The sequence below is a fragment of the Stenotrophomonas maltophilia genome (assembly GCF_023518235.1).
In the GTDB taxonomy this organism is placed as follows: domain Bacteria; phylum Pseudomonadota; class Gammaproteobacteria; order Xanthomonadales; family Xanthomonadaceae; genus Stenotrophomonas.
This window is the reverse complement of sequence record NZ_CP090423.1, coordinates 3240309-3266135: the sequence shown is the minus strand read 5'-3', so window position 1 is coordinate 3266135 and position 25827 is coordinate 3240309. Positions and strand designations below refer to the sequence as shown.

At 67.9% G+C, this 25827-nt stretch carries 24 protein-coding genes; 14 read left to right on the top strand and 10 right to left on the bottom strand.

What is annotated here, in order from left to right; all coding sequences use genetic code 11:
- Positions 1–78: 78 nt before the first annotated feature.
- Positions 79–669, bottom strand: coding sequence for a cysteine dioxygenase family protein (locus LZ605_RS15320; RefSeq protein ID WP_107231334.1), 591 nt, complete (start codon positions 667–669; stop codon positions 79–81).
- A 239-nt stretch (positions 670–908) separates the two neighbouring features.
- Between LZ605_RS15320 and LZ605_RS15315 the strand changes: the two genes are divergently transcribed.
- A complete protein-coding gene (locus LZ605_RS15315) occupies positions 909–1964 on the top strand; it encodes a LacI family DNA-binding transcriptional regulator (protein ID WP_249842360.1) in 1056 nt (351 codons plus the stop codon).
- Between the two features lie 106 nt (positions 1965–2070).
- Here LZ605_RS15315 and phhA read toward each other — a convergent pair whose 3' ends face one another.
- Positions 2071–2964, bottom strand: coding sequence for a phenylalanine 4-monooxygenase (phhA, locus tag LZ605_RS15310; protein ID WP_249842359.1), 894 nt, complete (start codon positions 2962–2964; stop codon positions 2071–2073).
- A 125-nt stretch (positions 2965–3089) separates the two neighbouring features.
- On the opposite strand from phhA, the gene LZ605_RS15305 reads away from it, so the two are divergent.
- Positions 3090–3575 carry an Lrp/AsnC family transcriptional regulator gene (locus LZ605_RS15305; protein ID WP_014035441.1) on the top strand — a complete coding sequence of 162 codons (486 nt, stop codon included), beginning with the start codon at positions 3090–3092 and terminating at the stop codon, positions 3573–3575.
- Between the two features lie 39 nt (positions 3576–3614).
- Here LZ605_RS15305 and LZ605_RS15300 read toward each other — a convergent pair whose 3' ends face one another.
- Positions 3615–4607, bottom strand: a complete 993-nt coding sequence (locus LZ605_RS15300; protein ID WP_249844929.1) for a patatin-like phospholipase family protein — start codon at positions 4605–4607, stop codon at positions 3615–3617.
- A 145-nt stretch (positions 4608–4752) separates the two neighbouring features.
- Positions 4753–5772, bottom strand: coding sequence for a TIGR00266 family protein (locus LZ605_RS15295; protein WP_249842358.1), 1020 nt, complete (start codon positions 5770–5772; stop codon positions 4753–4755).
- Positions 5773–5930: 158 nt separating this feature from the next.
- Here LZ605_RS15295 and LZ605_RS15290 point away from each other — a divergent pair, with 158 nt between their 5' ends.
- Positions 5931–8201, top strand: a complete 2271-nt coding sequence (locus LZ605_RS15290) for a TonB-dependent receptor (protein WP_249842357.1) — start codon at positions 5931–5933, stop codon at positions 8199–8201.
- A 148-nt stretch (positions 8202–8349) separates the two neighbouring features.
- Here the strand turns inward: LZ605_RS15290 and LZ605_RS15285 are convergent, their stop codons facing one another.
- Positions 8350–9189: an acid phosphatase gene (locus LZ605_RS15285; RefSeq protein WP_249842356.1), complete on the bottom strand. Its 840-nt coding sequence runs from the start codon at positions 9187–9189 to the stop codon at positions 8350–8352.
- Positions 9190–9449: 260 nt separating this feature from the next.
- On the opposite strand from LZ605_RS15285, the gene LZ605_RS15280 reads away from it, so the two are divergent.
- Together LZ605_RS15280 and LZ605_RS15275 are read left to right on the top strand one after the other, a co-directional pair.
- The gene (locus LZ605_RS15280) at positions 9450–10328 is read left to right on the top strand and encodes a hypothetical protein (protein WP_249842355.1); all 879 of its coding nucleotides are present in this window, start codon (positions 9450–9452) and stop codon (positions 10326–10328) included.
- Positions 10329–10339: 11 nt separating this feature from the next.
- The gene (locus LZ605_RS15275) at positions 10340–11542 is read left to right on the top strand and encodes a DUF4785 family protein (protein WP_249842354.1); all 1203 of its coding nucleotides are present in this window, start codon (positions 10340–10342) and stop codon (positions 11540–11542) included.
- Between the two features lie 131 nt (positions 11543–11673).
- Here LZ605_RS15275 and LZ605_RS15270 read toward each other — a convergent pair whose 3' ends face one another.
- Positions 11674–12495, bottom strand: a complete 822-nt coding sequence (locus tag LZ605_RS15270; protein WP_249842353.1) for an ABC transporter ATP-binding protein — start codon at positions 12493–12495, stop codon at positions 11674–11676.
- A 151-nt stretch (positions 12496–12646) separates the two neighbouring features.
- Between LZ605_RS15270 and LZ605_RS15265 the strand changes: the two genes are divergently transcribed.
- The 4 genes from LZ605_RS15265 to LZ605_RS15250 all read left to right on the top strand — a co-directional run bounded on the left by LZ605_RS15265 (position 12647) and on the right by LZ605_RS15250 (position 16743).
- Positions 12647–13849: a DesA family fatty acid desaturase gene (locus tag LZ605_RS15265; protein ID WP_249842352.1), complete on the top strand. Its 1203-nt coding sequence runs from the start codon at positions 12647–12649 to the stop codon at positions 13847–13849.
- On the top strand, positions 13846–14178 hold the full coding sequence (locus tag LZ605_RS15260; protein WP_249842351.1) for a hypothetical protein: 333 nt from the start codon (positions 13846–13848) through the stop codon (positions 14176–14178). Before LZ605_RS15265 ends, LZ605_RS15260 begins: the two co-directional genes overlap by 4 nt.
- A gap of 42 nt (positions 14179–14220) precedes the next feature.
- Positions 14221–15033, top strand: a complete 813-nt coding sequence (gene mutM, locus LZ605_RS15255; RefSeq protein WP_249842350.1) for a bifunctional DNA-formamidopyrimidine glycosylase/DNA-(apurinic or apyrimidinic site) lyase — start codon at positions 14221–14223, stop codon at positions 15031–15033.
- A 105-nt stretch (positions 15034–15138) separates the two neighbouring features.
- Complete coding sequence (locus tag LZ605_RS15250; protein WP_249842349.1) at positions 15139–16743, top strand: glucan biosynthesis protein; 1605 nt, start codon at positions 15139–15141, stop codon at positions 16741–16743.
- Between the two features lie 515 nt (positions 16744–17258).
- Here the strand turns inward: LZ605_RS15250 and LZ605_RS15245 are convergent.
- The 3 genes from LZ605_RS15245 to LZ605_RS15235 are packed head-to-tail and all read right to left on the bottom strand — an operon-like array spanning position 17259 to position 19393.
- Positions 17259–17879 carry a thymidine kinase gene (locus LZ605_RS15245; protein ID WP_057498056.1) on the bottom strand — a complete coding sequence of 207 codons (621 nt, stop codon included), beginning with the start codon at positions 17877–17879 and terminating at the stop codon, positions 17259–17261.
- Positions 17880–17888: 9 nt separating this feature from the next.
- Positions 17889–18617 carry a sel1 repeat family protein gene (locus LZ605_RS15240; RefSeq protein WP_249842348.1) on the bottom strand — a complete coding sequence of 243 codons (729 nt, stop codon included), beginning with the start codon at positions 18615–18617 and terminating at the stop codon, positions 17889–17891.
- A gap of 38 nt (positions 18618–18655) precedes the next feature.
- Positions 18656–19393, bottom strand: coding sequence for an SEL1-like repeat protein (locus LZ605_RS15235; protein WP_249842347.1), 738 nt, complete (start codon positions 19391–19393; stop codon positions 18656–18658).
- A gap of 99 nt (positions 19394–19492) precedes the next feature.
- Here LZ605_RS15235 and LZ605_RS15230 point away from each other — a divergent pair, with 99 nt between their 5' ends.
- Positions 19493–21469: a UvrD-helicase domain-containing protein gene (locus LZ605_RS15230; protein ID WP_249842346.1), complete on the top strand. Its 1977-nt coding sequence runs from the start codon at positions 19493–19495 to the stop codon at positions 21467–21469.
- Positions 21470–21575: 106 nt separating this feature from the next.
- Positions 21576–22103 (top strand): GNAT family N-acetyltransferase, encoded by a 528-nt coding sequence (locus LZ605_RS15225; RefSeq protein WP_249842345.1) that lies wholly within the window; start codon positions 21576–21578, stop codon positions 22101–22103.
- Between the two features lie 28 nt (positions 22104–22131).
- Here LZ605_RS15225 and LZ605_RS15220 read toward each other — a convergent pair whose 3' ends face one another.
- The gene (locus LZ605_RS15220; RefSeq protein WP_249842344.1) at positions 22132–22782 is read right to left on the bottom strand and encodes a YceH family protein; all 651 of its coding nucleotides are present in this window, start codon (positions 22780–22782) and stop codon (positions 22132–22134) included.
- 101 nt (positions 22783–22883) lie between these two features.
- Between LZ605_RS15220 and LZ605_RS15215 the strand changes: the two genes are divergently transcribed.
- The 3 genes from LZ605_RS15215 (at position 22884) to LZ605_RS15205 (ending at position 25572) form a co-directional block, all read left to right on the top strand.
- Positions 22884–23807, top strand: coding sequence for a 5'-nucleotidase, lipoprotein e(P4) family (locus LZ605_RS15215; protein WP_249842343.1), 924 nt, complete (start codon positions 22884–22886; stop codon positions 23805–23807).
- A complete protein-coding gene (pyrF, locus tag LZ605_RS15210; protein ID WP_249842342.1) occupies positions 23804–24529 on the top strand; it encodes an orotidine-5'-phosphate decarboxylase in 726 nt (241 codons plus the stop codon). Before LZ605_RS15215 ends, pyrF begins: the two co-directional genes overlap by 4 nt.
- 215 nt (positions 24530–24744) lie before the next feature.
- A complete protein-coding gene (locus tag LZ605_RS15205; protein ID WP_249842341.1) occupies positions 24745–25572 on the top strand; it encodes a S1 family peptidase in 828 nt (275 codons plus the stop codon).
- Positions 25573–25827 lie beyond the last annotated feature (255 nt).

The following is a 25827-nucleotide window of genomic DNA, read 5'->3' as shown; positions in this document are numbered from 1 at the left end:
GCCGGGCCCGGCAGCGCAGCGGCGCATGATGCCACGCGCGCTGCGAAGACGCTGCGCGCGCCCTGCCCGGGGCCTGGATCAAGCCGGGTCGGCCTGCAGCGACTGGATTCGACGCTGGTACCAGTCGCCACCGAGCGGGTCGAACACGGCAGAACGCTCCATCGGCGCTTCGTACACGTGCACCGAAATGGCCAGCGCCTGATCGCTGGCATTGCGCAGGGTGTGGTACTCGTGCGGTGGGATCAGGCTGCCGGCGCTGCCACAGCCTCCGCGCAGCGCCGCGTGGCGGCGGAATCGCCAGCGCTCGCCGGCACATTCCAGCAGCTCGTAACGGGTGATCTCCAGTTCGCCCAACCACACGCCCTCCACACACCACATGGCATCGTGGTCGTGCAGCGGCGTGCCCTGCCCCGGGCCCCAGCTCATGGCAATCACGCTGTAGCCGTGTTCGCGGCTGTGGTACAGCGGACGTCGCGCGTAATGATCACTGACCGGACGGTGCACGCATTCGGGCAATTCGATGCGGCTATCGGTTATGGCTTCCTGCAGCGCCAGCTGCAGGTCGGCGGTGATGCGCTCGGCGTCACCGGAGGTCATCGCCGCGTCGACTGCGGCGATCAACCGGTCGCGGCCACGGAACGCCGGAAACGGAGAAGTCTGCAGGTCCATGCCCCGACTGTAGCGGAGCCTGGTTAAGGGAATGTGGGTGTGGATGCGTGTGTCGTGCTGGCTTGCATGACAAGCCCGCGTGAAAAACGGTTCAGATGCGAAGACAGTCGAGCGTCACAATGGAACTCCTTGCAGTAGAAGCGGGTCGAACGGAACGCGATCCCCGTCCACTGCGACATTCCGCAACGTCGCGCCCGCGGGCGCAAGGCTAGAATTTTCCGACTTACCTGGTTCTATACATGTCAGTGCGAATTATTAGCGATGCCGCGTTGCCGGCATCGAAGGGCAAGGCTGCCACGATCAACGACATCGCACGACTGTCGGGAGTGTCCAAGAAAACGGTTTCAAGGATCATCAACAACTCGCCGCTGGTGCGCAAGGACACCCGCGACAAGGTCGAGGCGTTGATGCGAGAGGTCGGTTACGTGCCCGACCCGCTGGCGCGCGGACTCGCATTCCGCCGCTCCTTCCTGATCGGCCTGGTGTATGACGACCCCGGCGCGCAATGCATCGTCGACCTGCAGCACGGCGCGCTGGAAGCGCTGCGCGGCACTGGCTATGAGCTGGTGGTGCATCCCTGCGACAGCCAGGATCCGGAATGCCCGCAGGGCGTGCGCCGTTTCGTGCAGCAGCAGAAGCTGCACGGCGTGATCCTGGGGCCGCGCGCGTCCGAATCGGCCGCGCTGGCGCAGATGCTCGATGACATCGATTGCCGCTACGTGCGCATCAACGCGCATGCCTCCGATGATGATGTGCAGGCGGTGGTCACCCACGACCGCGACGGTGCGGCGGCGGCGGCCGGTTACCTGCTCTCGCTTGGCCACCGTGACATTGCGGTGATTGCCGGGCCGGGCGACCGGCGCGCGGCGCGTGAGCGCACCGATGGTTTCCTCGACCGTCTGGCGCAGACCGGCCTCACCCTGCCCGGCGAGCGCGTGCTGGAGGCCGGTGACACCTTCGAATCGGGTGTGCATGCGGCCGAACGCCTGCTGCTCGGCGAAGGCCGGCCCAGCGCGATCTTCGCCGGCAACGACGAGATGGCCGCCGGTGTGTACCAGGTGGCGCTGCGTGCGGGCATCGCGGTGCCGCAGCAGCTGTCGATCGTCAGCTATGACGACAGTCCGCTGGCCTCGCGGCTGTGGCCACCGCTGACCTCGGTGCGGCGCCACGTGTCCGACATCGGCCGCATGGCCGCAGCGATGCTGGTGCAGACCGACCTGCCGGATGCGCCGACCGCAGCCAGCGTGCATCCGCAGTTGATGGTGCGCGGTTCCTGCCGGGCGGTGGACGCCTGAGTGCCCTGCCCTTGCCTGCGCCACAGGTGCGGTGCACGGACGGCATCAACGAAAACGGCGCACCCGGGTGCGCCGTTTTCCGTGCGAAGTGGTGTGTGCTGCGCGCTTACACGTCGCCGCCGTCGGCCCAGCCTTCGCCGGTGCCCGTCTGGAACACGCGGTCGTCGGCCTGCACGTCACCGGCCGGCAGATGCGCCTGGTCGGCCAGTGCGGCGTAGATCGGGGTGAAGTCCGGCGAGGTCGCCTGCATCAGCTGTTCGAAGCTGTCGATGACGAAGTAGGTCTTCTGGAAGGTGTCGATGCGGTACCGGGTGCGCATGATGCGCTGCAGGTCGAAGCCGATGCGGTTGGGCGCGGCCGATTCCAGCGAGTACAGCGATTCGCCCTTCGACGACACGATGCCGGCACCGTAGATGCGCAGGCCGTCGGGCGTGTCGATCAGGCCGAACTCGACCGTGTACCAGTACAGGCGGGTCAGGTTCTGCAGTGCATCCGGACCGATGGCGTGGGCTTTGACGCCGCCACGGCCGTACGCCTCCATGTAGTCGGCGAACACCGGGTTCATCAGCAGCGGCACATGGCCGAACAGGTCGTGGAACAGGTCCGGTTCGGCGATGTAGTCGATCTGGTCCGGGCGACGGATCCACCAGGTCACCGGGAAACGGCGGTTGGCCAGGTGGTCGAAGAAATCCAGTTCCGGCAGCAGGCCTTCGACGCCGACCAGGGTCCATCCGGTGGCGGCACCGAGCACTTCGTTGAGCTGGTCGAAGCGCGGAATCATGTGCGCGCTCATGCCCATCTCGTCCTGCGCGTCCAGGAACTCCTGGCAGGCGCGGCCGACCAGCAGCTCGCGCTGGCGCTGGTACAGCGTGCTCCAGGTGGCGTGGTCGTCGGCGCTGTAGGTCTCCCACGGCTGCTCGACGAGCGCGGTGGTGTACACCGGCACGTAGCCCTTGTCGGTCTGCTGGTGTTCGACGCGGCGGGGCTGGGCGAGGTCCATGGGAAGCTCCTTGACGGGATACCCACGATGCTAGGGCAGGCGGCGCGCAACAGGGTTGCAAAAGTTGCGTCGATTGGCCTTGTTGGCGCAATATCCTTGCGTACTCACCATGTTGCGGGGCAACAATGGCCGGAGAAGTCCAGTTCGATCGCACGGATATACGCCTGCTGGCTGAAATCCAGCGGGATGGGCGCGCCACCAACGCCGAACTGGCGGCGCGGGTGAATCTTTCGCCCTCGGCCTGCCTGCGCCGCCTGCAGCGCCTGGAAAGCGAAGGCGTGATCGTCGGCTATGGCGCGCGCCTGGAGCCACGCCAGCTGCGCCTGGGCCTGCAGGCCTTCGTGCGCGTGCAGCTGGAGAAGCACGACCAGGCCGCCATCGGCCACTTCGTGGATAGCGTGCAGGGCTGGGACGAGGTGGTGGCCTGCCACGCCCTGACCGGCGACATGGACTACCTGCTGCACGTCTACGTGCGTGACCTGGAGCACTTCTCGCACTTCCTGCTGGACCGGCTGCTCAACGCCGGCGGCGTGGCCGATGCCAATTCCAGCTTCGTGCTGCGCACGGTGAAAGGCTTCCAGGCGCTGCCGCTGTCGCAGCTGGAGCCCTGAGCGACCCCCGGGCGCTGCCGGGGGCCAGGCATCAACGGATCAGCACTTGTCCTTGCGGCCCATCAGCTTGCCCAGGCGCGAGGCTTCCTCGCACTTCGGCGTGACCACCGGAGCCGGGGCAGCGGCGGCGGCGCGTGCCTTCTGCAGCTGCTGGATCTTGGCGCGGATCTGCGGCATCGCCGCCATCGCGGCTTTCTCGCCTTCCAGGATCGCGGTACCACGCTGGCTGAAATCGGCGGCACCGATGTCCAGCACCTTCGGCCGGATCACGATGTCGGCGCGCGCCAGTTCCTGTTCGCCCAGGCGCTGGCCCATGATCGAGATCGACTGGTTGACGATGCCGAGCATGCCGGTCGGTGCCTTGCCGCTGGCCTTGCTGGAGATGTCCACGGCGATCACGAAGTCGGCGCCGAGCTGGCGCGCGGCATCCACCGGCACCGGGCTGACCACGCCGCCATCGATGTAGTTGCGGCCGCCGATCTTCACCGGTTCGAACACGCCGGGAATGCTGCTCGAGGCGCGCACGGCCTGGCCGACGTTGCCGCGCACGAAGATCGCGCGCTCGCCGGTTTCCAGCTGGGTGGCGACGGCGGCGAACGGCTTCTTCAGGCGCTCGGCCGGGCGGTTGGCGACCTGCTCGTTGACGTAATCCTGCAGCTTCTGGCCCTGCACCAGGCCGCCGGAGAACAGGCGCACGTCGCGGATGCTGGCTTCGTCCAGCGCCACTGCTCTGCTCTGCATCTGGAACGCGTCCATGCCGCTGGCATACAGGGCGCCGACCACGCTGCCGGCGCTGGTGCCCGATACCACCACCGGTTCGAAGCCGTTGGCCTCGAGCATCTTGATCACGCCGATGTGGGCAAAGCCCTTGGCTGCGCCGCCACCGAGGGCGATACCGATCTTCACCGGCTTGGCCTGCGGCACGACCGTCGGCGCCGGCGGTGGCGTGGGGCGCACCGGATCGCCACCGCACCCGGCCAGCAGGCCGATCAGGGCGACGGACAGCAGCATGCGGGGGTGGAACAGGCTCATCGGCAGTGCGCTCACGGCGCCGGGCTCGGGAAAGGGCGCCAGCATACCGAAGCCACGGCGGGCCGGGCAGGGTGGGGAGCCCCGCCCATTCAGGAAAACGCGGTGGTAGGTGCCGACCTGGGTCGGCACCCACCGAGCGAGTGGCTCAGAACCGGTTGTCACCGTCCAGGATGCGGCCGATTCCGCCCAGCACCGAGCCTTCGCCACGGCTCTGGCCGCCGCCCTGCGGCGCGGCCATCCACATGCGGCCGGCCAGGCGCGAGAACGGCAGCGATTGCAGCCAGACCTTGCCGGGCCCGGTCAGCGTGGCCAGGAACACGCCTTCGCCGCCGAACAGCATGCTCTTGATACCGGCCACCCGGCGTACGTCCATGTCCACGGTCGGGTGGTAGGCCACCACGCAGCCGGTATCAACGTCCAGGCGCTCGCCGGCGGCCAGTTCGCGCTCGACCACGCAGCCACCGGCGTGGATGAACACCCAGCCGTCGCCCTCCAGCTTCTGCATGATGAAGCCCTCGCCGCCGAACAGGCCGGTCATGATCTTGCGCTGGAACTGCACGCCGATCTGCACGCCGCGTGCGCCGGCCAGGAAGCTGTCCTTCTGGCAGACCAGGCGGCCGCCATGCTGGTCCAGCTTCATGGCCAGCACGGTGCCGGGGTAGGGGGCGGCAAAGGCGACCTTGGCCTTGCCCTGGCCGGTATGGGTGTACAGCGTGGCGAACAGGCTCTCGCCGGTCAGCACGCGCTTGCCGGCGGCCATCACCTTGCCCATGAAGCCGCCGCCCTGGCCGCTGTGCGAGCCGTCGCCGAACACGGTGTCCATCTGCACCGAAGCGTCCTTGAACATCAGTGCGCCGGCCTCGGCCACCGCACTTTCGCCCGGGTCCAGCTCGATTTCCACGAACTGCATCTCATGGCCGACGATGCGGAATTCGATGTCGTCGGCCCGTCCGCTGCTCGCTGCCGGGACCGGGGGCGGGGTGTTGGGCATGCCCGTGGCGGGCGACTGCAGCTCGGCCACCTCGGCGATCGGTGCCCACCCGCTCATGCCCTGGCACCAGGCCAGGGCGCGCGGATTGGCCTGCGCGTAGCGGCGTGCAGCCTCGTCATCAAGCGGGCCGATGCGTTCGGCCTGGGCGGAGGCATGGAAGTACCACTGGGTCATGGCGGCGGGTCCGTCGCGGTGGAAACCCCGAGTCTAGCGAGCCGCCGGGGGCGCGGGCGACGGCGCCATGAACGGCCGGCATTTGCGGCGCAGGTGCTGTATTGCAACAATTATCTGGTAGCGCCGTTTTACCACCCCTCCAAACACAGCCTACCGCCATGTCTCCGACCCGCACTTCCCGTGGCCGATTTCCGGTCGCGCGCCCCCTCGTTGCCGCTCTTTCCGCCCTGCTGCCGCTGGTAGCAGCCGCCCAGGAAACCCCTGCTGCCAAGGATCCGGTTGCCCTCGATGCCCTGCAGGTGACCGCGCAGCGCCGCGTCGAGAACGCCAAGGACGTACCGGTCGCACTGAGCGCGATCCAGGGCGAGAAGCTGGATGTGCTCGGCTCGGCCGGCGATGACATCCGCTTCCTGGCCGCGCGCGTGCCCAGCCTCAACATCGAGTCGTCCTACGGCCGTGCCTTCCCGCGCTTCTACATCCGCGGCCTGGGCAACACCGATTTCGACCTCAATGCTTCGCAGCCGGTGTCGCTGGTGTATGACGACGTGGTGCAGGAAAGCCCGCTGCTGAAGGGCTTCCCGCTGTTCGACCTGGCCAACGTGGAAGTGCTGCGCGGCCCGCAGGGCACGCTGTTCGGCCGCAACACCCCGGCCGGCGTGGTCAAGTTCGATTCGGCGCGCCCGTCGCAGGACGCCGATGGCTACGTGCGCGTGGGCTACGGCAGCTACAACAGCTGGAACGTGCAGGGCGCCTATGGCGGTCCGCTGACCGATCGCTGGTCGGCACGTGTCTCGGCGATCTACCAGCGCCGCGACGACTGGGTCGACAACACCCGCGTCGGCGCGCCCAACAGTGGCTTCGAAGGCTATGACGAAGCCGCCGGCCGCGTGCAGTTCCTGTACGAGGGCGACGATTTCGAAGCGCTGTTCAACCTGCACAAGCGCAAGCTCAATGGCACCGCACGCCTGTTCCGCGCCAACATCATCGAGAAGGGTGGCAATTCGCTGGTCGAGAACTTCGACCGCGACAAGGTCGCCAACGACGGCGTCAACTTCTCCGACCTGGAAACCTGGGGCGGCAGCGCGCGCCTGCAGTGGAACCTCGGCTCGGTCACCCTGCATTCGATCACCGGCTACGAGACCGCCGAATCGCTCAACCGTGGTGACATCGACGGTGGCTACGGTGCGGCCTTCCTCGGTGCCGGCAACTACGGCCCGGGCCTGATCCCGTTCTCGTCCGAGTCGGCCGACGGCCTGCCGCACCACCGCCAGTGGACGCAGGAAGTGCGCATCGAGTCCAACGAATGGGGCCGCTTCGACTGGCAGGCCGGCGTCTTCTACTTCGATGAAGACGTGACCATCAACAACTTCAACTATGACTCGCTGACCCCGGGCAACCCGCAGACCGGGCACGTGGTGCAGAACCAGCGCAACAAGGCCTGGGCAGTGTTCGCTTCGGGCGACTTCGATGTCACCGACCGCTTCAAGCTGCGCGCCGGCGTGCGCTACACCCAGGACAAGAAGGACTTCAGCGCCAGCGTGCTGCAGGCCGTTCCGTTCGGCACCCCGGTCAGCGGCCCGTACCTGGCCAACACCGACGTCAACGACGTCAGCTGGGATCTCAGCGGCGTGTACAAGCTGACCGACGACATCAACGCCTATGCCCGTGTTGCCAAGGGCTTCCGCGCGCCGTCGATCCAGGGTCGCCTGGCCTTCGCGCCGGGCCTGTCGCAGGCCGATTCGGAGAAGGTGATCTCGTATGAAGCCGGCATCAAGGCCGACCTGTTCGAGCGTCGTGCACGCCTGGGCCTGAGCGTGTTCCGCTACGACGTCGATGGCCAGCAGCTGATCGCCGTGGGCGGCGCCAACAACACCGCCACCCTGCTCAATGCCGACAAGACCATCGGCCAGGGCGTGGAGCTGGACCTGGAGGCCTACCTGGCCGACAACGTGCTGCTGACCTTCGGCAGCAGCTACAACGACACCGAGATCAAGGACAAGAACCTGGCGGTGGCGATCTGCGGCGGTGGCTGCACCATCACCGACCCGACCACGGTGATCAACGGCCAGACCTATGCGCTGGTCAACGGCAACCCGTTGCCGCAGGCACCGAAGTGGATCCACAACGCGACCCTGCGCGTGGGCTTCCCGCTCAGCGACGGCAGCGAGCTGTATGCCTACACCGACTGGGCCTACCGCAGTGCGGTGAACTTCTTCATCTACGAGTCGCCGGAATTCCGCGGCCGTAGTTCGCTGGAAGGCGGCCTGCGCCTGGGCTACAACTGGGATTACGGCCAGTACGACGTGGCCGTGTTCGGCCGCAACCTGACCAACCAGACCCGCGTGGTCGGTGCGATCGACTTCAACAACCTGACCGGCTTCCTCAACGAGCCGCGGACCTGGGGCGTGGAGTTCACCGCAAAGTTCTGATGCGGTTTCTGCATTGATGCAATGAAGAAGGGCCGGCGCACTGCCGGCCCTTCTGTATTTCGCGTCCGCCGGGCATGGCCCGGCGCTACCCATGCGTCGCAACCGGTAGTGCCGGCCGCTGGCCGGCAACGATCCATCCGGCGTTGGCTTACAACGCGCTCTGCGGGCGCACCTTCAGCACCGCATTCTCGGTGGTGCAATCGCGGCTGGAGTGCAGGCCGGCCTTGCGTGCGGCGGCGATTTCCCTGCGCGCGGCCAGCAGGTCCTTGTTGAACGCGGCGTTGTCGTGCAGGCGGGCCACGGCGGCGGCGCCCATGAAGCGGCCTTCCAGGATGTCGCTCTGCCAGTGCACGTTGCACACCAGGCGGCTTTCGCCGTAGTTGCGGCCGCGGGCCTGGATGGCATCGGCACGGTCCGGTGCGATCTCCGACAGGATCAGCGCCCAGGCCCAGCCGATCGAGGTATGGCCGGACGGGTAGGAGCCGTTCTTGCGCAGGCCCTCTTCATCCTTCGGCGAGCAGGTCGGCTCACCATTGACCATGAACGGGCGCGGCCGCTGGTAGTGGTTCTTGGCGGCCTTGGTGGCGGCACTGGCGTCGATCCGGCTGCGCTCCAGCAGGCGGTACAGCGCCGGCGTCTTCACCGCGTCGACGTCGATATCGGCGGCGCAGGAGAAGTGGTTGGCGCCTTCCGGGAAGCCGAGCTCGGCATCGACGCCGGCCTGGGCGAAGCGCGGGCTGCCACGCAGCGCACGGGCTTCACGGCTGACCTGTTCGTCCAGCGCGAGGGCGGCTGAGCCGGCCACCGGCGGCGCCGGCACCAGATCGAGGCTGGCCGGAACCGCATCCTTGTCCAGGTAGCCGACCGCCTTGGTGGTGATGTTGGCTTCGACGGCCGTCGGCTTGGCGGCGGTGGCCGCACAGCCGGCCAGGGCCATGGCAACGGCCAGGCCGAGCAGCGGACGGGCAGGGGGGGAAATCAGCGACATGGACGGGCTCCAAAGAAAAACTCCGCGCCATGATCGCAGCCCGGATACGACACCGCAGTGGCCATCGGTCATACGGCCAGACCCGGCATGGTCCGTGCCGCGATGCGAAAACCGTCATCGAAGGTTGTCAATCTCCTGAATCAGGGCGCAGCGCACGGACTTTCACGCGCCTGCGCCGCGAGCATCGGCGCAACGGCGAGCGCCAGCGCCGTCCACTTCCAGCCGGGTCGGGGGGATCCGCTGACAGAGGGAGAGAAGCGATGCGCAGCACCGCAACAGGAAGTACCGTCCTGGCCCTGCTCCTGGGGCTGGCCGCCGCACCGGCGCAGGCCGCCGATGTGGTCGGCGTGGCCTTCGTGCATGGCACCGGCGCGCAGACCAATGCCACCCAGGACTACTGGCAGCCGGCCATCATCGACACCGTGCGCCAGGGCCTGCCGAACAGCAGCAACTACGTGGTCATCAACTGCGACTTCACCCAGTACATGTGGAAGCCGGAGGCCGCCGGCTGCCTGGCCAACCAGCTGACCCGCTTCATCGACAGCCGCGGCATCACCCAGCTGGTGGTGATCACCCATTCCAACGGCGGCAACGTGGTGCGCTGGATCCTGTCCAACCCGACCTACGACAGCCGCTACCCGAAGATCATCCGCACGGTGCGCAAGGTCACCGCGCTGGCACCGTCCTCGGCCGGTACGCCGCTGGCCGATGCAGTGCTCAACGGCAATACCTTTGAAACCTCGCTGGGCTGGCTGCTGGGCTACAAGAACGATGCCGTGCGCCAGCAGCAGGTGGCCAGCATGGCCACCTACAACGCGCAGAACCTGTATGGCACCGCTGGCCGCCCGGCGCTGCCCAAACCGTTCCGCGCGGTGGTCGGCAGCGATGTCGAATCGGCGGTGTGGGACAGCAACAGCTACTGCGGGGGGTATGCCGCCAATGTCGGCCTGGAGTTCACCCAGAACTGGCTGTCGTCCTGCTCCGACGGCTTTCTGGAGTGCAGCAGCCAGAAGGCCGCCGGCACCACCTGGTTCACCGACACGCAGCGTACCCAGGGCGCTGAGCCGCTCAGCCACAACCAGAGCCGTCGCGAGTGCTTCGGCCTCGGCACGATCCTGCGCAACGACCTGACCCAGTGAGGGAGACGACCATGACGATCCATTCCACCTTGCTGGCCAGCGCGGTGCTGGCGGTGCTGTCCCTCTCCACAGCGCAGGCTGCGCAGCCGTTGAGTGCCGCACGTGCCGGCGATCAGGTACCCGCTGCACTGGTGGCCGCGCCGTTGCCGGCCGATGAAAGCGAACACGCGCCGCTGTCCTTCGCCTGGGCGCTGGACCCGGCACAGCCATTGCAGACCGCAACACCGTATGCCTCGGTCAGCCGCAGTTATTGGCAGCAGGTGGATGGGGCGCAGCTGCAACGCGGCATCGTTCTGCCGCTGACGGCAGCGGATGCGGTGATCCAGCTGAGCCCGGCCGAAGGCGCGCGTGCATTGCCCGCCAGCGCGCTGCAGGTACGTGATCCGGCCGGGCGCAGCAGCGTGGCGCGCAGTGTCGATGCACGCGCGCTGCAGGACGCCGGGATGCCGGTGAACGATGGCAGCAGCATGCTGCGCACCGGCGCGGCCAGTGCGGTGGGTGGCTATACGCTGCGCAGCGCACAGGCGCAGGGCCGCTACGTGGTGCAGGTGCTGGAGCCGAACAGTCCGCTGCGGCTGGAGGTGCAGGCCAACCAGGCGCAGGTGCTGGCCGGTGGCAACGTACAGCTGCAGGCGCGCCTGCTGGAAGACGGCGCCAGCGCCGCGCAGCCTGCGTCACGGCGCGGTGGCCTGGGCGGTGAAGCGCTGCTGGTCGCGCCGGATGGCCGCAGTTGGCCGCAGCGCCTGCTGCGCTCCACCGATGGCGCCCTGCGCGCGCAGGTGCGGATCCCGGCCGAGGTGGGCAGCGTGCAGGGGCTATGGGAACTGCAGGTGTTCGCCCAGGCCGACGGCGTGCTGCGCGATGGCAAGGTGGCCTTCGCGGTGGCGCGGCCGACCGCGCGCTTCAGTGGCCAGGCGGCGCCGGACCCGGCCAGCCGCCGGGTGGCGCTGCCGGTGCAGGTGGCTACGGCCGGCCGTTACGAGGCACGCGGCACGCTGTATGCCACCGGCCGCGATGGCCAGCTGAAGCCGGTCGCGCAGGCGCATGCGGCGGCCTGGTTCGATGGCCCGGGCGTCGGCCCGCTGGTGCTGCCGTTCGATCAGGCCACACTGCCGGCCGGCTCCGGTGCGCCGTATGAGCTGCGCGATCTGCAGCTGCAGGACCAGAGCCGGATGGCACCGATCGAATCGCGCGCGCTGGCGCTGCGATTCTGAGGCCGGGTGCAGCGGGCCGAAACCCGGCCCGCTGCACCGACAACATGACGGGATGGCATGACGAGGGGGTAGCGTCGGTTTCCCGGGCCCGCCGGTTTCCCAAGCCCGACGGGTTTCCCGGGGGCGTCGCCTTACCCCGCGTACGCAGTCAGCCGGCCTTCCTGCTCGCACACGGTGATGACCCCGCCGAATACCGCCGACAGGGGCTCACTGCGCAGCAGCTCGGCGCGGGTACCATCGGCCAACACGCGGCCATCGCGCAGCAGCACCACACGCTCGATCTCGGGAATGATTTCTTCGATGTGGTGGGTCACCAGCACCAGAGTGATGCCCTGCTGGGCCAGCACGCGCATGGTCGCCACCAGCTGCTCGCGGGCGACCAGATCCAGGCCGGTGGAGGGCTCGTCCAGCAGCAGTGCCTGCGGCCGGTTGACCAGCGCGCGCGCGATCAGCACGCGGCGGGTCTCGCCGGCCGACAGCTCGGCGTAGGCGCGTTCGCGCAGCGCCAGCGCACCGGTCATCGCCAGCGTCTCGACCACGCGCGCGCGCATGTCGGTGGTCACCTCGCGGAAGGCCGGCACCACGTAGCTGGCGAAGAAGCCGGACAGCACCGCCTGTTCCACGGTCAGCCCCGGCATGTCGGCCAGGTTGCTGCTGAGATCTCCGGTGACGATGCCCAGCTGTGAGCGCAGCCGGTCCACCTGCCAGCGGTTCTGGCCGAGCACCTTCACCGCCACCGCGCCGTCGCCCTGCGCCAGCGGATACAGCTCGCGGGTGATCAGCTTGATGAAGGTCGACTTGCCGCAGCCGTTGGGGCCGAGCAGGGCGGTGTGCTGGCCCTGCGCGATGCGCAGGCTGAGCCCGTGCAGCACCTTCACCTGCCCGCGCACCACGGTGGCGCGGTCCAGTTCGATCAAGGGCGGCAGCCCGGCGAGGGGCGGAGCGGCGGTCATGGCGCCGGCGTGTGGATCAAGGCTCGACAACTCAGGTCCCCAACTGTGAACGGTGCCACGGATGGCGGTGGCAATCACCGCCGCAGGGATGCAGTTTGCAACGCAAGCGCCCATCATGTCTGCCATCGCCGCGTCGATCCGGAGAGCCGCCATGCCTGATGCCCTGATGTCCCTGTTGACCGGTGGTGTGCTCGGCCTGGGGTGGTGGGCCATGTTGGCGCTGCTGCTGGTGTTCACCCAGATCACCATCTTCTCGGTGACCCTGTACCTGCACCGCAGCCAGGCCCATCGCGGCGTCGATTTCCACCCGGCGCTGGCTCATGTGTTCCGCTTCTGGCTGTGGCTGACCACCTCGATGATCACCCGCGAGTGGGTGGCCATCCATCGCAAGCACCACGCCAAGGTGGAGACCGAGGACGACCCGCACAGCCCGGTCACCCGCGGCATCGGCACCGTGTTCTGGCGCGGCGTGGAGCTGTATCGGGAAGCGCGTGGGATGCGCGCGGACATCGAGCAGTACGGGCGCGGTACCCCGGACGACGCGATCGAGCGCTATCTGTATACCCCGCACGCCACGCTGGGCCCGGTACTGTTGCTGGCGATCAACAGCGTGCTGTTCGGCCTGCCTGGCGTGGCCCTGTGGGCGATCCAGATGGCGTGGATCCCGTTCTGGGCGGCCGGCGTGGTCAACGGCCTCGGCCATTGGTGGGGCTACCGCAACTACGAATCGGCCGATACCTCCACCAACCTCACGCCGTGGGGGGTCTGGATCGGTGGCGAAGAGCTGCACAACAACCACCATGCCTTCCCCAGCTCGGCACGCTTTGCGATGCGGCGCTGGGAGTTGGACATCGGCTGGGGCGCGATCCGCCTGCTGCAGGCGCTGCGCCTGGCCAGGGTGCTGCGCGTGGCACCGGCCATGGACGTGCGCCCGAACATCGCCGTGCCCGACGCCGAGACCCTGAAGGCGCTGCTGTCGCATCGTTTCCAGGCGATGACCGACTACCAGCGCAACGTGTTCATGCCGGCGCTGCGCGAGGAAGCCAGCCACGCCGGCGCCAAGCTGCGCCGCCTGCTGCCGCGCCGCCTGCGCCGTGGCCTGGTCAACGATGGGCGCTGGCTGAAACCGGACAGCCGCGCCCAGCTCAGCGAATGGGTGGCGCAACGCCCGCGCATCCGCACCCTGGTCGAATACCGCGGGCGGCTGGCCACGCTGCTGGAGGCGCGCGGCCACGATGCGGCCGAGCGCCTGCGCCAGCTGCAGGCCTGGTGCCATGAGGCCGAGGAAAGCGGTATCGCGGCATTGCAGGCCTATGCGGCGCGTTTGAAGGGCTACCGCCTGGTGGGCGCGTGAGGGCAGGGTACGCCGTGCTGCTGATGGCGCTGCTGCCGGGCGCGGCGCTGGCCCAGGTCACCGACACCGCCAGCTACCTGCAGCGGATGGACAGCGACGGCGACGGCAAGGTCAGCGAGGCCGAGTACGTGCAGTGGATGCTGTACGCCTTCGACCGCATGGACCGCAACGGCGATGGCGTGCTGGGTGCCGACGAGCTGCCTGGCGGCAAGGGCAGGGCGATCCGCCGTGAACAGCAGCGGCAGGTGATCGTGCAGCGCTTCCACACGCAGGATGCCAACGGCGATGGCTTCCTGGACGCACGCGAGCTGGCCGCGCCGCCGCGCTGACGCTGCACCGTCGCCGGGCCATGCCCGGCGTAGAATCGGCGCATGCCTGAACTGCCCGAAGTCGAAACCACCCGCCGCGGCCTGGCGCCGCACCTGCAGGGTCGCCGCGTGCATGGGGTGATCCTGCGCCGGGCCGATCTGCGCTGGCCGATTCCGCCGGAAGTGGCCGAGCTGTTGCCGGGGCAGCGCATCGAGGACATCCGTCGCCGCGCCAAGTACCTGCTGCTGGATACCGCCCTCGGCAGCGCGGTGCTGCACTTGGGCATGTCCGGCAGCCTGCGCGTGCTGCCCGGCGATACCCCGCTGCGCGCCCACGACCATGTGGATATCAGCCTGGACAACGGCCGCCTGCTGCGCTTCAACGACCCGCGCCGCTTCGGCAGCCTGCTCTGGCAGCCGGCCGGCGAGATCCACCCGCTGCTGCAGGGGCTGGGCCCGGAGCCGCTGGACGATGCCTTCGACGGCGACTACCTGTTTGCCCGCAGCCGTGGCCGCAGCGCGCCGGTGAAGACCTTCCTGATGGACCAGGCGGTGGTGGTGGGCGTGGGCAACATCTACGCCGCCGAAAGCCTGTTCAAGGCCGGCATCAGCCCGCTGCGCGAGGCCGGGAAGATCTCGCGCGAGCGCTACCAGCGCCTGGCCGATGCAGTGAAGGAGATCCTCGGCTACGCCATCACCCGCGGCGGCACCACCCTGCGCGACTTCATCAGCCCCGACGGCGCGCCGGGCTACTTCGAGCAGGAGCTGCTGGTCTATGGCCGCGACGGGCTGCCGTGCCCGAACTGTGGGCGCGCGCTGAAGCACGCCACCATCGGCCAGCGCGCCAGCGTCTGGTGCAGCCACTGCCAGCGTTGAGGCGGGCGGCCAGCGGCAGCTGAACGGGCAGGGCGCATCTCCGCTGCCCGTTAACGTTTGTCTGCCTATCATGGCCGACCTTCCTTCTGTGCCTGACGCGCCTGCATGCAACGACGCGACTTCATCCGCAATGCCTCCCTCGCCCTGGCTGCATTCGGCCTGCCGTCCCTGCCCGCATGCGCGGCCAGCAAGAGCGGCCAGATGGGCCTGCGCCGCCTCGGCCAGCCGCAGCCGTTCGACTTCGCCACGCTGAAGGGCCAGGCGCGCGCGCTGGCGCAGGCGCCCTACAAGAGCCACAAGCGCGTACTGCCAGGGCGCCTGGAAGGGCTGGACTGGGACCAGTACCAGTCGATCGGCTACCGCCAGGACCACGCCCTGTGGGCCGACCAGCCGGGCAAGTTCCAGGCCAAGTTCTTCCACCTCGGCCTGTACTTCCACTCGCCGGTGCGCATGTTCGATGTGGTCGACGGCAAGGCGCAGGAGCTGGCCTATGACGGCGCGGCATTCAACTACGGCAAGAGCGGCATCAAGGATGGCGAGCTGCCGGCCGATCTGGGCTTCGCCGGTTTCCGCCTGAACACCCGCAAGGACACCGACCGCGACTTCGCCGCGTTCCTCGGCGCCAGCTACTTCCGTGCGGTTGGCAAGGAAGGCCAGTACGGCCAGTCGGCGCGCGGCCTGGCAATCGACACCGGCATGGGCAAGCCGGAGGAATTCCCCGATTTCATCGCCTATTACCTGGAGCAGCCGTCGGCCGATTCGGAGACGATCGTGGTCTATGGCCTGCTGGATTCGCCCAGCGTGGCCGGCGCCTATCGCTTTGCGATCACCAACGGCGATGTGTTGCTGATGGATATCGACAGCGCGCTGTACCCGCGCAAGGCGATCGAGCGGCTGGGCATCGCACCGTGCACCAGCATGTACCAGGTGGGCGAGAACGACCGCCGCATGGGCTGGGACTGGCGCCCGGAGATCCACGATACCGATGGCCTGTCGCTGTGGACCGGTGCCGGTGAATGGATCTGGCGGCCGCTGCTGAACCCGCGCAATCTGCGCTTCAACATGTTCGTGGATCGCAACCCGCGTGGCTTCGGCCTGCTGCAGCGTGACCGCAACTTCGATCATTACCAGGACGACGGCGTGTTCTACGAGAAGCGCCCGTGCCTGTGGGTGGAACCGAAGGGCGAGTGGGGCGAGGGCTCGGTGCAGCTGGTGGAGATTCCCACCGTGGACGAGACCTTCGACAACATCGTCGCCTTCTGGAACCCCAAGGAAAAGCCGCAACCGGGCCAGGAGCTGCTGGTCGGCTATCGCCTGTACTGGGGCGCCGAACCGCCGGCACGCCCGCCGCTGGCGCACTGCGTGGCCAGCCGCACCGGGCTGGGTGGCATCATCGGTAAGAAGCGCGAGTACTTCAGCTGGCGCTTCGCGGTCGATTTCGAAGGCGGCGAACTGGCCGCGCTGATCGACAAGGCCGACGTGGAGGCGGTGGTGGAAACCAGCCGTGGCCGGGTCGAGATCGTGTCGGCGCGCCCGCTGCGCGAGATCAATGGCTATCGTGCGATGTTCGACCTGGTGCCACCGGAAGGCAGCACCGAGCAGATCGATATCCGGCTGTTCCTGCGCAGCGGCGGCAAGACCCTTACCGAGACCTGGCTGTACCAGTACACGCCGCCACCGGCGGGCGCGCCGGAGCGCACGTTGTACTAAGAGGGGTGTTGGGTTGCAGGGCTTGCAGCCCTGCACCTGCCTTGGATCGACGTCAACGTCAAAATCGGGCTTGCCGAGGGTTGGCGGGGTGGGTCCGGTTGAGGGGGACGTTGCAAGTACGTCCATGTAAGCTCGGTCGCCGCATCCATGCGGCTCACGCCCCCTCAACCGGACCCACCCCGCCTTCGACAGTTTTCCGCGATCTGTCGGAACAACTCATGGGGTCAGATCCGTTTTCCGAAGGAAAACGGACCTGACCCCGGATCCATTTCGATATCCGACAGATGTGTCGACCAAGGTCGACACCTACCAACAGCCGTGGGGACCTGTCGAAGGCGGGGCACTGTGGGTTTGCGGGGTGTGAGCCGCATGGATGCGGCGACCAAGGCTACATGGACGTACTTGCGCCGTCCCCGTACACCCACAGTGCCCCGCCATCCCACGGATAGCCCGCTTTTGCCGTTGCTCTGGCTCCGGCCTCGGCAGCTGCAGGGCGCAGCCCTGCCGAACACCCCTTACAACGGCAGTGGCGCCTGCATCGGCTCGATCCGCCCTTCGCCACGGGTGATCTTCTTGAACTCGGCACGGCTGACCGATACGTAGCGGTCGTTGCCACCGATTTCCACCTGCGGGCCGTCCTGCACCGCGTGGCCATGCTCGTCCACGCGCACCGTCATCGTCGCCTTCTTGCCGCTGTGGCAGATCGTCTTGATCTCCTGCATCTCGTCGGCCCAGGCCAGCAGGTACTGGCTGCCTTCGAACAGTTCGCCGCGGAAGTCGGTGCGCAGCCCGTAGCACAACACCGGAATGCGCAGCTGGTCGACCACCTCACTGAGCTGCCAGACCTGGGCGCGGGTCAGGAACTGCGCCTCGTCCACCAGCACGCAGCCCATCGGCCCGTTCGCGGCCAGGTCCTGTTCCACCCAGTGCTGCAGGTCGGTGTCGCGGTCGAAGGCCATGCCGTCGGCGCGCAGCCCGATGCGCGAGGCGACCACGCCGGCCCCGGCGCGATCATCCAGGCGCGGGGTCAGGATCGCCACCCGCATGCCGCGCTCGCGGTAGTTGTGCGCGCTCTGCAGCAGCGTGGTGGTCTTGCCGGCGTTCATCGCCGAATAGTAGAAATAGAGCTTGGCCATCGGCCAATTCTAGTCGCCCCCCGGCTCGCCGTCGCGGACCACGGCCGGCACCCCGACGTCGACCTGGGGCGTCCGTGCCGGCCGCCAGTAGTTGTCCTGCAGGCACCAGTAGTCGGCGGCGCGCCAGTAGCGGTCGTCGTAGACGATGCTTCCCGGTGTGCGGATATCCGCCTCGCTGCCACGGCGCTGAACCACGACCAGGCCTGAACTCACATAGCCGACACGGCTGCCGGTGATCCGCTGGCGCCCGTCACGCAGCGCCTGTTCCATGCGCGGCTTGGCCACGCGGTCGCCGTAGTCGGCATACACCTGCTGCCCGCGCGCGATCGCCTGTGCCTGCTGCGACGGGTCCAGCCGCGCCCAGTAGTGTTCACGCAGCAGCAGGAAGTCGTGGTACATGCGCTCGGCGGCCAGGTCCATCCACACGTAGGCCATCACCGGGTCGGCGGCAGTGCCGCTGCCCTGCTGGTACATGCGCGCCACCATCGCCTGCGAGAACTTGTCGGCATAGCGCGCCGAACGCCGGTAGTACTCCAGTGCCCTGGCCGGTTGCCGGTTGCGCTCGGCGCGCTGTGCCAGGCTGCGCCAGTACAGATCCGGATGGGCGTCGAAGAAGCCGCCGGTGAGTACCGTGTCCGGGATCGGGCGCGGTTCCTCCAGCGGGCAATCGGACGCGCCGGCGGTGGTGGCGATCGACACGATCAGCAGCAGGACCGATGCAATGCGAATTCCCTTCATGGATTCCCTCCCTGCGGGCCATGGCCCGCAAACGCATGTCAGCGCGCCGGATCTTCGACGGTGCGCAACGGGCCGACCTCGACGCTCTGGCTGCGGCTGCCGTGCTGCCAGATCTGGTCCTGCAGGCACCAGTACGCGGCCGGATCCCAATACGCATCGCGGTAATAGTCGTCGCCGCTGACTGGGCGATCGGCCTCCGGTCCTTCGGCAAGGGCCAACCGCAGCCCTGGATTGACGAAGCCGGTGCGGCTGCCGGTCATGCTGTTGCGCGCCGTGCGCAGCACGGTTTCCATGCGCGGCTTGGCCACCGCATCGCCGTAGCGTGCGTACAGCGCCGGGCCTTCGGCCAATACGCGCCGCTGTTGAGCGGCGTCCAGGCGCTGCCAATAGCGCTCGCGCTCGACCAGCAGGTCGCGGTAGCCACGTTCGGCCGCCAGGTCCATCCAGATGTAGGCCAGTACCGGGTCGGCCGCCGTGCCGTTCCCCTCCTGGTACATCCGTGCCACCAGCGCCTGCGAGGGCTTGTCGGCGTACAGGCTGGCGCGCTGGAAGCGGGCCAGTGCCTGTGCCGGCCGGCCGCGCCGCCAGGCAGTCTGGCCCAGGTCGCGCCAGTACAGATCGGGGTGGGCCTGCAGGAAGCCTTCGGTCAGCAGCGCCGGCGGGATCGACGCGACCGGCTGGGTCTGGCAGGCCTGGCCGGGGGCTGCGACTGCCGCCAGCAACAGCACGACCCAGACGGTGGGCCGCCATGGCCGTGCGAAGAGGATCGGTGACATGGACCACGCTCCTGTGTTCCGGTGCCAATTCAATACCTTACGTTCCCCAAGCACGCAAGTCAGGTGGGTCCGCCAGCACCCCGCTACAATCCTGTCCCCATGCACGGTCTGAATCCTCCCCAAGCTGCCGCTGTCCTGCACATCGAAGGCCCGCTGCTGGTGCTCGCCGGCGCCGGCAGCGGCAAGACGCGCGTGATCGTGGAAAAGATCGCCCACCTGATCGGCAGTGGCCGCTATCCGGCGCGCCGCATCGCAGCGATCACCTTCACCAACAAGTCGGCCAAGGAAATGCGCGAGCGCGTGGCCAAGCGCCTGCGCGAGCAGGATGCCGACGAGGTGACGATCTGCACCTTCCACGCGCTGGGCCTGAAGTTCCTGCAGATCGAGCACGCTGCAGTGGGCTTGAAGCGGGGCTTCTCGATCTTCGACGCCGACGATGCCGCCGCGCAGATCAAGGACCTGATGTACGGCGCCAAGCCCGATGACATCGAGGACATGAAGAACCTGGTGTCGCGTGCGAAGAACGCCGGCCTGTCGCCCGAACAGGCAATGGCCGCCGCACGCAGCAACCGCGAGAAGGAAGCGGCCAGCGTCTACGAGCGCTACCAGCTGCGGCTGACCGCCTTCAACGCGGTGGATTTCGACGACCTGATCCGCCTGCCGGTGCAGGTGCTGGAAGAAAACCCGGAGATCGCCGTGGCCTGGCGCGAACGCATCGGCTACCTGCTGGTGGACGAATGCCAGGACACCAATGACGCGCAGTACCGCCTGCTCAAGCAGCTGGCCGGCGAAAAGGGCAACTTCACCTGCGTGGGTGACGATGACCAGTCGATCTACGCCTGGCGCGGCGCCAACCCGGAAAACCTGCAGCAGATGGGGCGTGACTACCCCACGCTGGAAATCATCAAACTGGAGCAGAACTACCGCTGCTCCAACCGCGTGCTGCGCGCGGCCAACGCGCTGATCGCCAACAATCCGCACGAGCACCTGAAGAAGCTGTGGAGCGACCAGGCCGACGGGGAGCGCATCCGCGTGTGGGAATGCCGCAACAGCGAACACGAAGCAGAAAAGGTCGCCGCCGAGATCGCTTTCGTGGCGCAGTCGCGCAAGGTGCCGTGGAGTGACTTCTGCATCCTGTTCCGCGGCAACTTCCAGTCGCGCCCGCTGGAAAAGGCCATGCAGCTGCTGCGTATTCCCTACCACCTGACCGGCGGCACCATGTTCCTGGAACGCCAGGAAGTGAAGGACACGCTGGCCTGGCTGCGGCTGCTGGTGAACCCGGACGATGACACCGCGTTCATGCGCGCGGTGCAATCGCCCAAGCGCGACGTCGGCGCAGGCACGCTGGCCAGGCTGGCCGAGCTGGCGCAGGAAAAGGACATGCCGATGGCGCAGGCCGCCGAAGCGATCGGCGCCCTGCAGCAGCTGCCGCCGCGCGCGGCCAACAGCCTGGCGCGCTTCACCGACATCCTGCGCGACCTGCGCGCGCAGACCCGGCAGGTCAGTTCCGGTGACATGATCCGCAAGGTCGCCAAGGAATCGGGCCTGCTCAGCGAACTGCGCCAGCAGGCCAAGGAAGAAGCCAGTTACCAGCGCCGCGCCAACAACATCGAGGAACTGGCGCAGTGGTTCGAGGGCGGCCCGCGCGGAGCCACCGCCGCCGACCTGGCCGGCCAGCTGGCGCTGCTGTCACGCAGCGACAAGGACGAGGGCGGCAACCAGGTGCGCATGATGACCATGCACGCCTCCAAGGGCCTGGAATTCCCGTACGTGTTCATCGTCGGCTGCGAGGACGGCGTGCTGCCGCACCAGGTCAGCCTGGATGAGGGCAACCTGCAGGAGGAACGGCGCCTGCTGTACGTGGGCATCACCCGCGCCAAGATCCAGCTGTGGATGAGTTACAGCAAGCTGACCCGCAAGTTCGGCGAGCATGTGCGGTTGAAGCCGAGCCGGTTCTTCGAGGAGATTCCGGCCGAGGAAATCCAGCGCGATGGCGCCGACCCGGTGGCCGACGCGGCGCGCAAGAAGGAGCGTGCCAGCGCGGGACTGGCCGCGATCGAAGCGCTGTTCGATTGATCGGGGCGAAGCTGTAGAGCCGACCCCGTGCTCGGCTAGCGTATTGACGGATCAGCCGAGCATGGGCTCGGCTCTACAATCGGCATATCCCAGCAGAGATCCGCGCATGCATCCCATCGAAAGCGAACGCCTGCGCCTGCGCCGCATCGAGCCCGACCGCGACGCGGCGCCGATGCTGGCCCTGCTCAACGATCCCGGCTTCCTGCGCTTCATCGGCGACCGCAACGTGCGCAGCGAGGAACAGGCGCGTGAGTACATCGCGCTGCGTGTGCTGCACAGCTATGCGCTGAACGGGTTCGGCATGTATGCCATCGAGCGCAGGGCCGACGGCGCGTGGCTGGGCAATGCCGGGCTGGTGCGGCGTGATGGACTGCCGGGGCCGGATATCGGCTATGCAGTGCTGTCGGAATTCGCCGGGCAGGGCTATGCCGGTGAAGCGGCACAGGCGGTGTTGGCGCATGCGCGGGCGGAGCTGGGCATCGAGGATCTGTACGGCATCACCGACCTGGGCAACGTGGCGTCCGGGAAAATCCTGCTGGGGCTGGGCATGCACGAGCGCGGGGTGATCCAGTTGCCGGGCATCGAGAGCGCCAGCCGCCTGTATGCCACGCCAGGGGCGGCAGAGGTCGGGTAGTGCCGGCCGCTGGCCGGCAACCCACCGTTCAGCCGCGCAGTTCGGCCAGCTGCGCCTGCAGCTCGGCCACCGCCGCTTCCAGCTGGGCCACGCGCTCGGCCAGGCCGGGGTCAGCCGCGTCACTGCCACCACCGCTGCTGGCGTACTTCGCCGCCAGGGCCGCACCATCCACTTCACCGCACAGCAGGTGCATGTAGCGGTCCTCGCGCTGGCCGCTGGCACGCGGCAGCACCATCAGCAGCGCGCGCTGCTGCAGGCGCTCGATGGCGTGCCGGGCCTCGTCGGTATCGGCGAAACGGTGCAGGCGCTCGCTGCGCGAGACCAGTTCGCCCAACGTCTGTGGCCCACGCAGCAGCAGCATCGCCAGCAGCACGGTCTGCTGCCGGGTCAGGTCCAGCGCGGCCTGCAGCCGGTGTTCGTAGCGGTCGGCACGCGAGGAGAAGTGCTGGCGGGCCAGCCCCAGCGTCTCCAGCTGGCGCAGGGCGTGCTGCACGCTGCCGGCATCGACGTTCATCACCGGCTCGCGGGCGGTCTTCTGGTTGGCCGCCGACTGGGCCGCGTTGACCGTCAGCGGATAGGTATCCGGGGTGGTCGCCTCCTTCTCCACCAGGCAGCCCAGCAGGCGGGCCTGCACGGCATCGAGCAGGGGGACGTCGGGGGTCTGGACGGAATCGGTCATGGCGGCCTCCGGAGGGGCAACGGGTCAACCACCAAGCATAGCCGTCCCAGGGCCGCCTTTGCCGGTAAAATGCGCCGGTATATCTGATTGCCGGTGAATCCATGCGTCGTCCCGTTTCCCTGTCTGTGACCCTGCTCGCCACCGCGGTGCTGGGCCTGTCCGCCTGCAAGCGCGTGGAGGCGCCTGCCGCTGAAGCCGCTGCCCCGCAGGCTCCGGCCGCTGCCGCCAAGGCCGATGGCGCACCCGATGGGAGCGCCAACGACAACCTCAACGCGGTGCTGTGGATGCAGCGCGCGCAGGAGTACAAGGCGATCACCGAGCAGACCTACCGCGCCGCCGCCGACCACCTGGATGCAGCGCTGAAGGAAGCCCACTGGGACGCGCTGGTACCGGAAGAGCGCGGCAACGAGGCCAAGGGCCTGAAGCCGGCGGTGGTGCTGGACGTGGACGAGACCGTGCTGGACAACTCGCCCTACCAGGCGCGCCTGGTGCGCGATGGCAAGGAATACGATGAACTGAGCTGGGACCAGTGGGTGGCCGAAAAGAAGGCCAAGGCCATTCCCGGTGTGGTCGATTTCGCCAAGGCCGCCAATGCCAAGGGCGTGACCCTGCTGTACATCTCCAACCGCGCCGTGCACCTGAAGGATGCCACCCTGGCCAACCTGCGCGAGCAGGGCCTGCCGGTGGCCGATGACAGCGTGTTCCTGGGCCTGGGCACCGTCGTTGAAGGCTGCGAGCAGGCCGGCAGCGAGAAGAACTGCCGCCGTCGCCTGGCCGGGCAGAAGTACCGCGTGCTGATGCAGTTCGGCGACCAGCTGGGCGACTTCGTGGAAGTGACCGCCAACACCAATGAAGGCCGTGATGCGCTGCTGCAGCAGTACCACGACTGGTTCGGCGAACGCTGGTGGATGCTGCCGAACCCGACCTACGGCGGCTTCGAGCCGGCCCAGTTCAACAACGACTACAGCCAGTCGCGCCAGGCCCGTCATGACGCCAAGCGCGCCGCGCTGGACTACGCACCGTGAGCCGCGCACCGCTGCCGCTGCGCGATGACGAGCGCCTGATCTTCGCGCTGGACGTGCCCGACCGTGTGCAGGCGCTGGAGTGGGTGGACCGTCTCGGCGACAGCGTGGCGTTCTACAAGATCGGCATGGAACTGCTGGCCTCCGGCGAGTACTTCCAGGTGCTCGATGAGCTGGCCCGCCGCGACAAGCGCGTGTTCGTCGACCTGAAGTTCTTCGACATCCCGGCCACCGCCGCTGCGGTGATCAAGCGCCTGTCGCAGTGGCCGGTCAGCTACGCCACCATCCATGGCTGGCACCCGGCGATGATGGAAGCCTGCGCGGCCGCCAACAGCAGCGACATGCGCCTGCTGGCGGTGACCGTGCTGACCTCGATGGGGCGCCCGGACCTGGCGCAGATGGGCATCGACCGCGAGCCGGTGGACGTGGTGGTCGAGCGCGCGCTGGCGGCCCAGACCGCCGGCATCGACGGGGTGATCGCCTCGGGCCAGGAAGCCGGTCCGATCCGCGCTGCCACCGGTGCCGGCTTCTCGATCGTCTGCCCGGGCATCCGCCCGGGGGGCCCGGTCGGCGATGACCAGAAGCGTACCGTTGGCGTGGCCCAGGCCTTTGCCGATGGCGCCGACGCCATCGTGGTCGGCCGCCCGATCCGCCTGGCCGCTGACCCGCAGGCTGCCGCGCGGGCCATCCAGCAGGAAATCGCGTCGGCTCTGGCTGCACGCTGAGCCTGCCGGCGCAGCCGGTCACAGCGCAATACCGAACGCCATCCCGTCATCTGCGGGATGGCGTTCTCATTTGCGTGTTCGCTGCTGTCGCAGATATCCCCAACCGGGAAAAACGTGCGCGCGATCGTGTTCGCAGGCCGGACCAACCTTCCCAATCGATGCGCCGGCACCGGACCACCCGGAGCTGCCGGTTCAACCATCGAGAGAGGGAGTACATGGATATGTATCGCAGCACCTCGTTGTTCGCCGGCCTGCTGATGGCCGCATCCGCCCTGCCGGCCAGCGCCACGGCGCAACCGCGCGAAGCACCGCGCATCATCGGCGGAGAGGCCGCACAGGCTGGCGAGTATCCCTTCATGGTCAGCATCCAACGCCTGTCGTCGGGTGACAGTGATCATGACCGCCACTGGTGCGGCGCGACGCTCATTTCCCCGTCGTGGATACTGACCGCCTCGCACTGCGTACAGGGTGATCGCCCCGCAGACCTTGCCGTGCTCGGCGGGGCCACCACGCTCTCCGGCGAACCTTCCGCGCGGGCATCCAACATCAAGGCCATCCACATGCACCCGGCCTACAACAGTGGCAATTCGCTGGAGCACGATGTAGCCCTGATCCAGCTCAGCGCTCCCCTGGAGGGCGCGCAGCCGGTCAACCTGCGGCTGCAGCCGGATGCCAGCTATCTCAAGCCGGGCCGCGCGTTCACCGTGATCGGTTGGGGTGATACCGACGGCGGCGACGGTCGGCTCTATCCCACCCAGCTGCAGACGGTGCAGGTGCCGTTCGTGGCTTTCAACGAATGCCAGCAGGCCTATGGCGGCGAACTGTCGCGCGGCAAGGTGATCTGCGCCGGCCGCGAAGGCATGGACAGCTGCCAGGGCGATTCCGGAGGCCCCCTGCTGCTGCGGCTGAGCGAAGGCTGGACCCAGTTCGGCGTGGTCAGCTGGGGCGAGGGCTGTGCACTGGCGGGCTACCCGGGGGTTTATGCCCGAATCGCCGAAAAACATGCCGTAGATTTCATCGAGTCGGTCTGGCAGCGCGATTGATTAAATAAAATCAACAAGATACATAGTGTTAGATGAAGTGTTGCCTTAACTTGAAGGGCAGCGTAGGATCGCCGCCATCCGGTCTTTGGACCGGACATGTGCCACAACACTGTCCTCCGGCCTCGTGCCGGCTTGAAGAGCCTGCGATCCCCGTGATCCGGGCTCTTTTTTTGCGCGCGGGTCCGGTCCGGGGTCAGATCCCTTCTGCCGTGGCAGAAGGGATCTGACCCCGGGTTGCCCGCCCGGCTTGCCGCT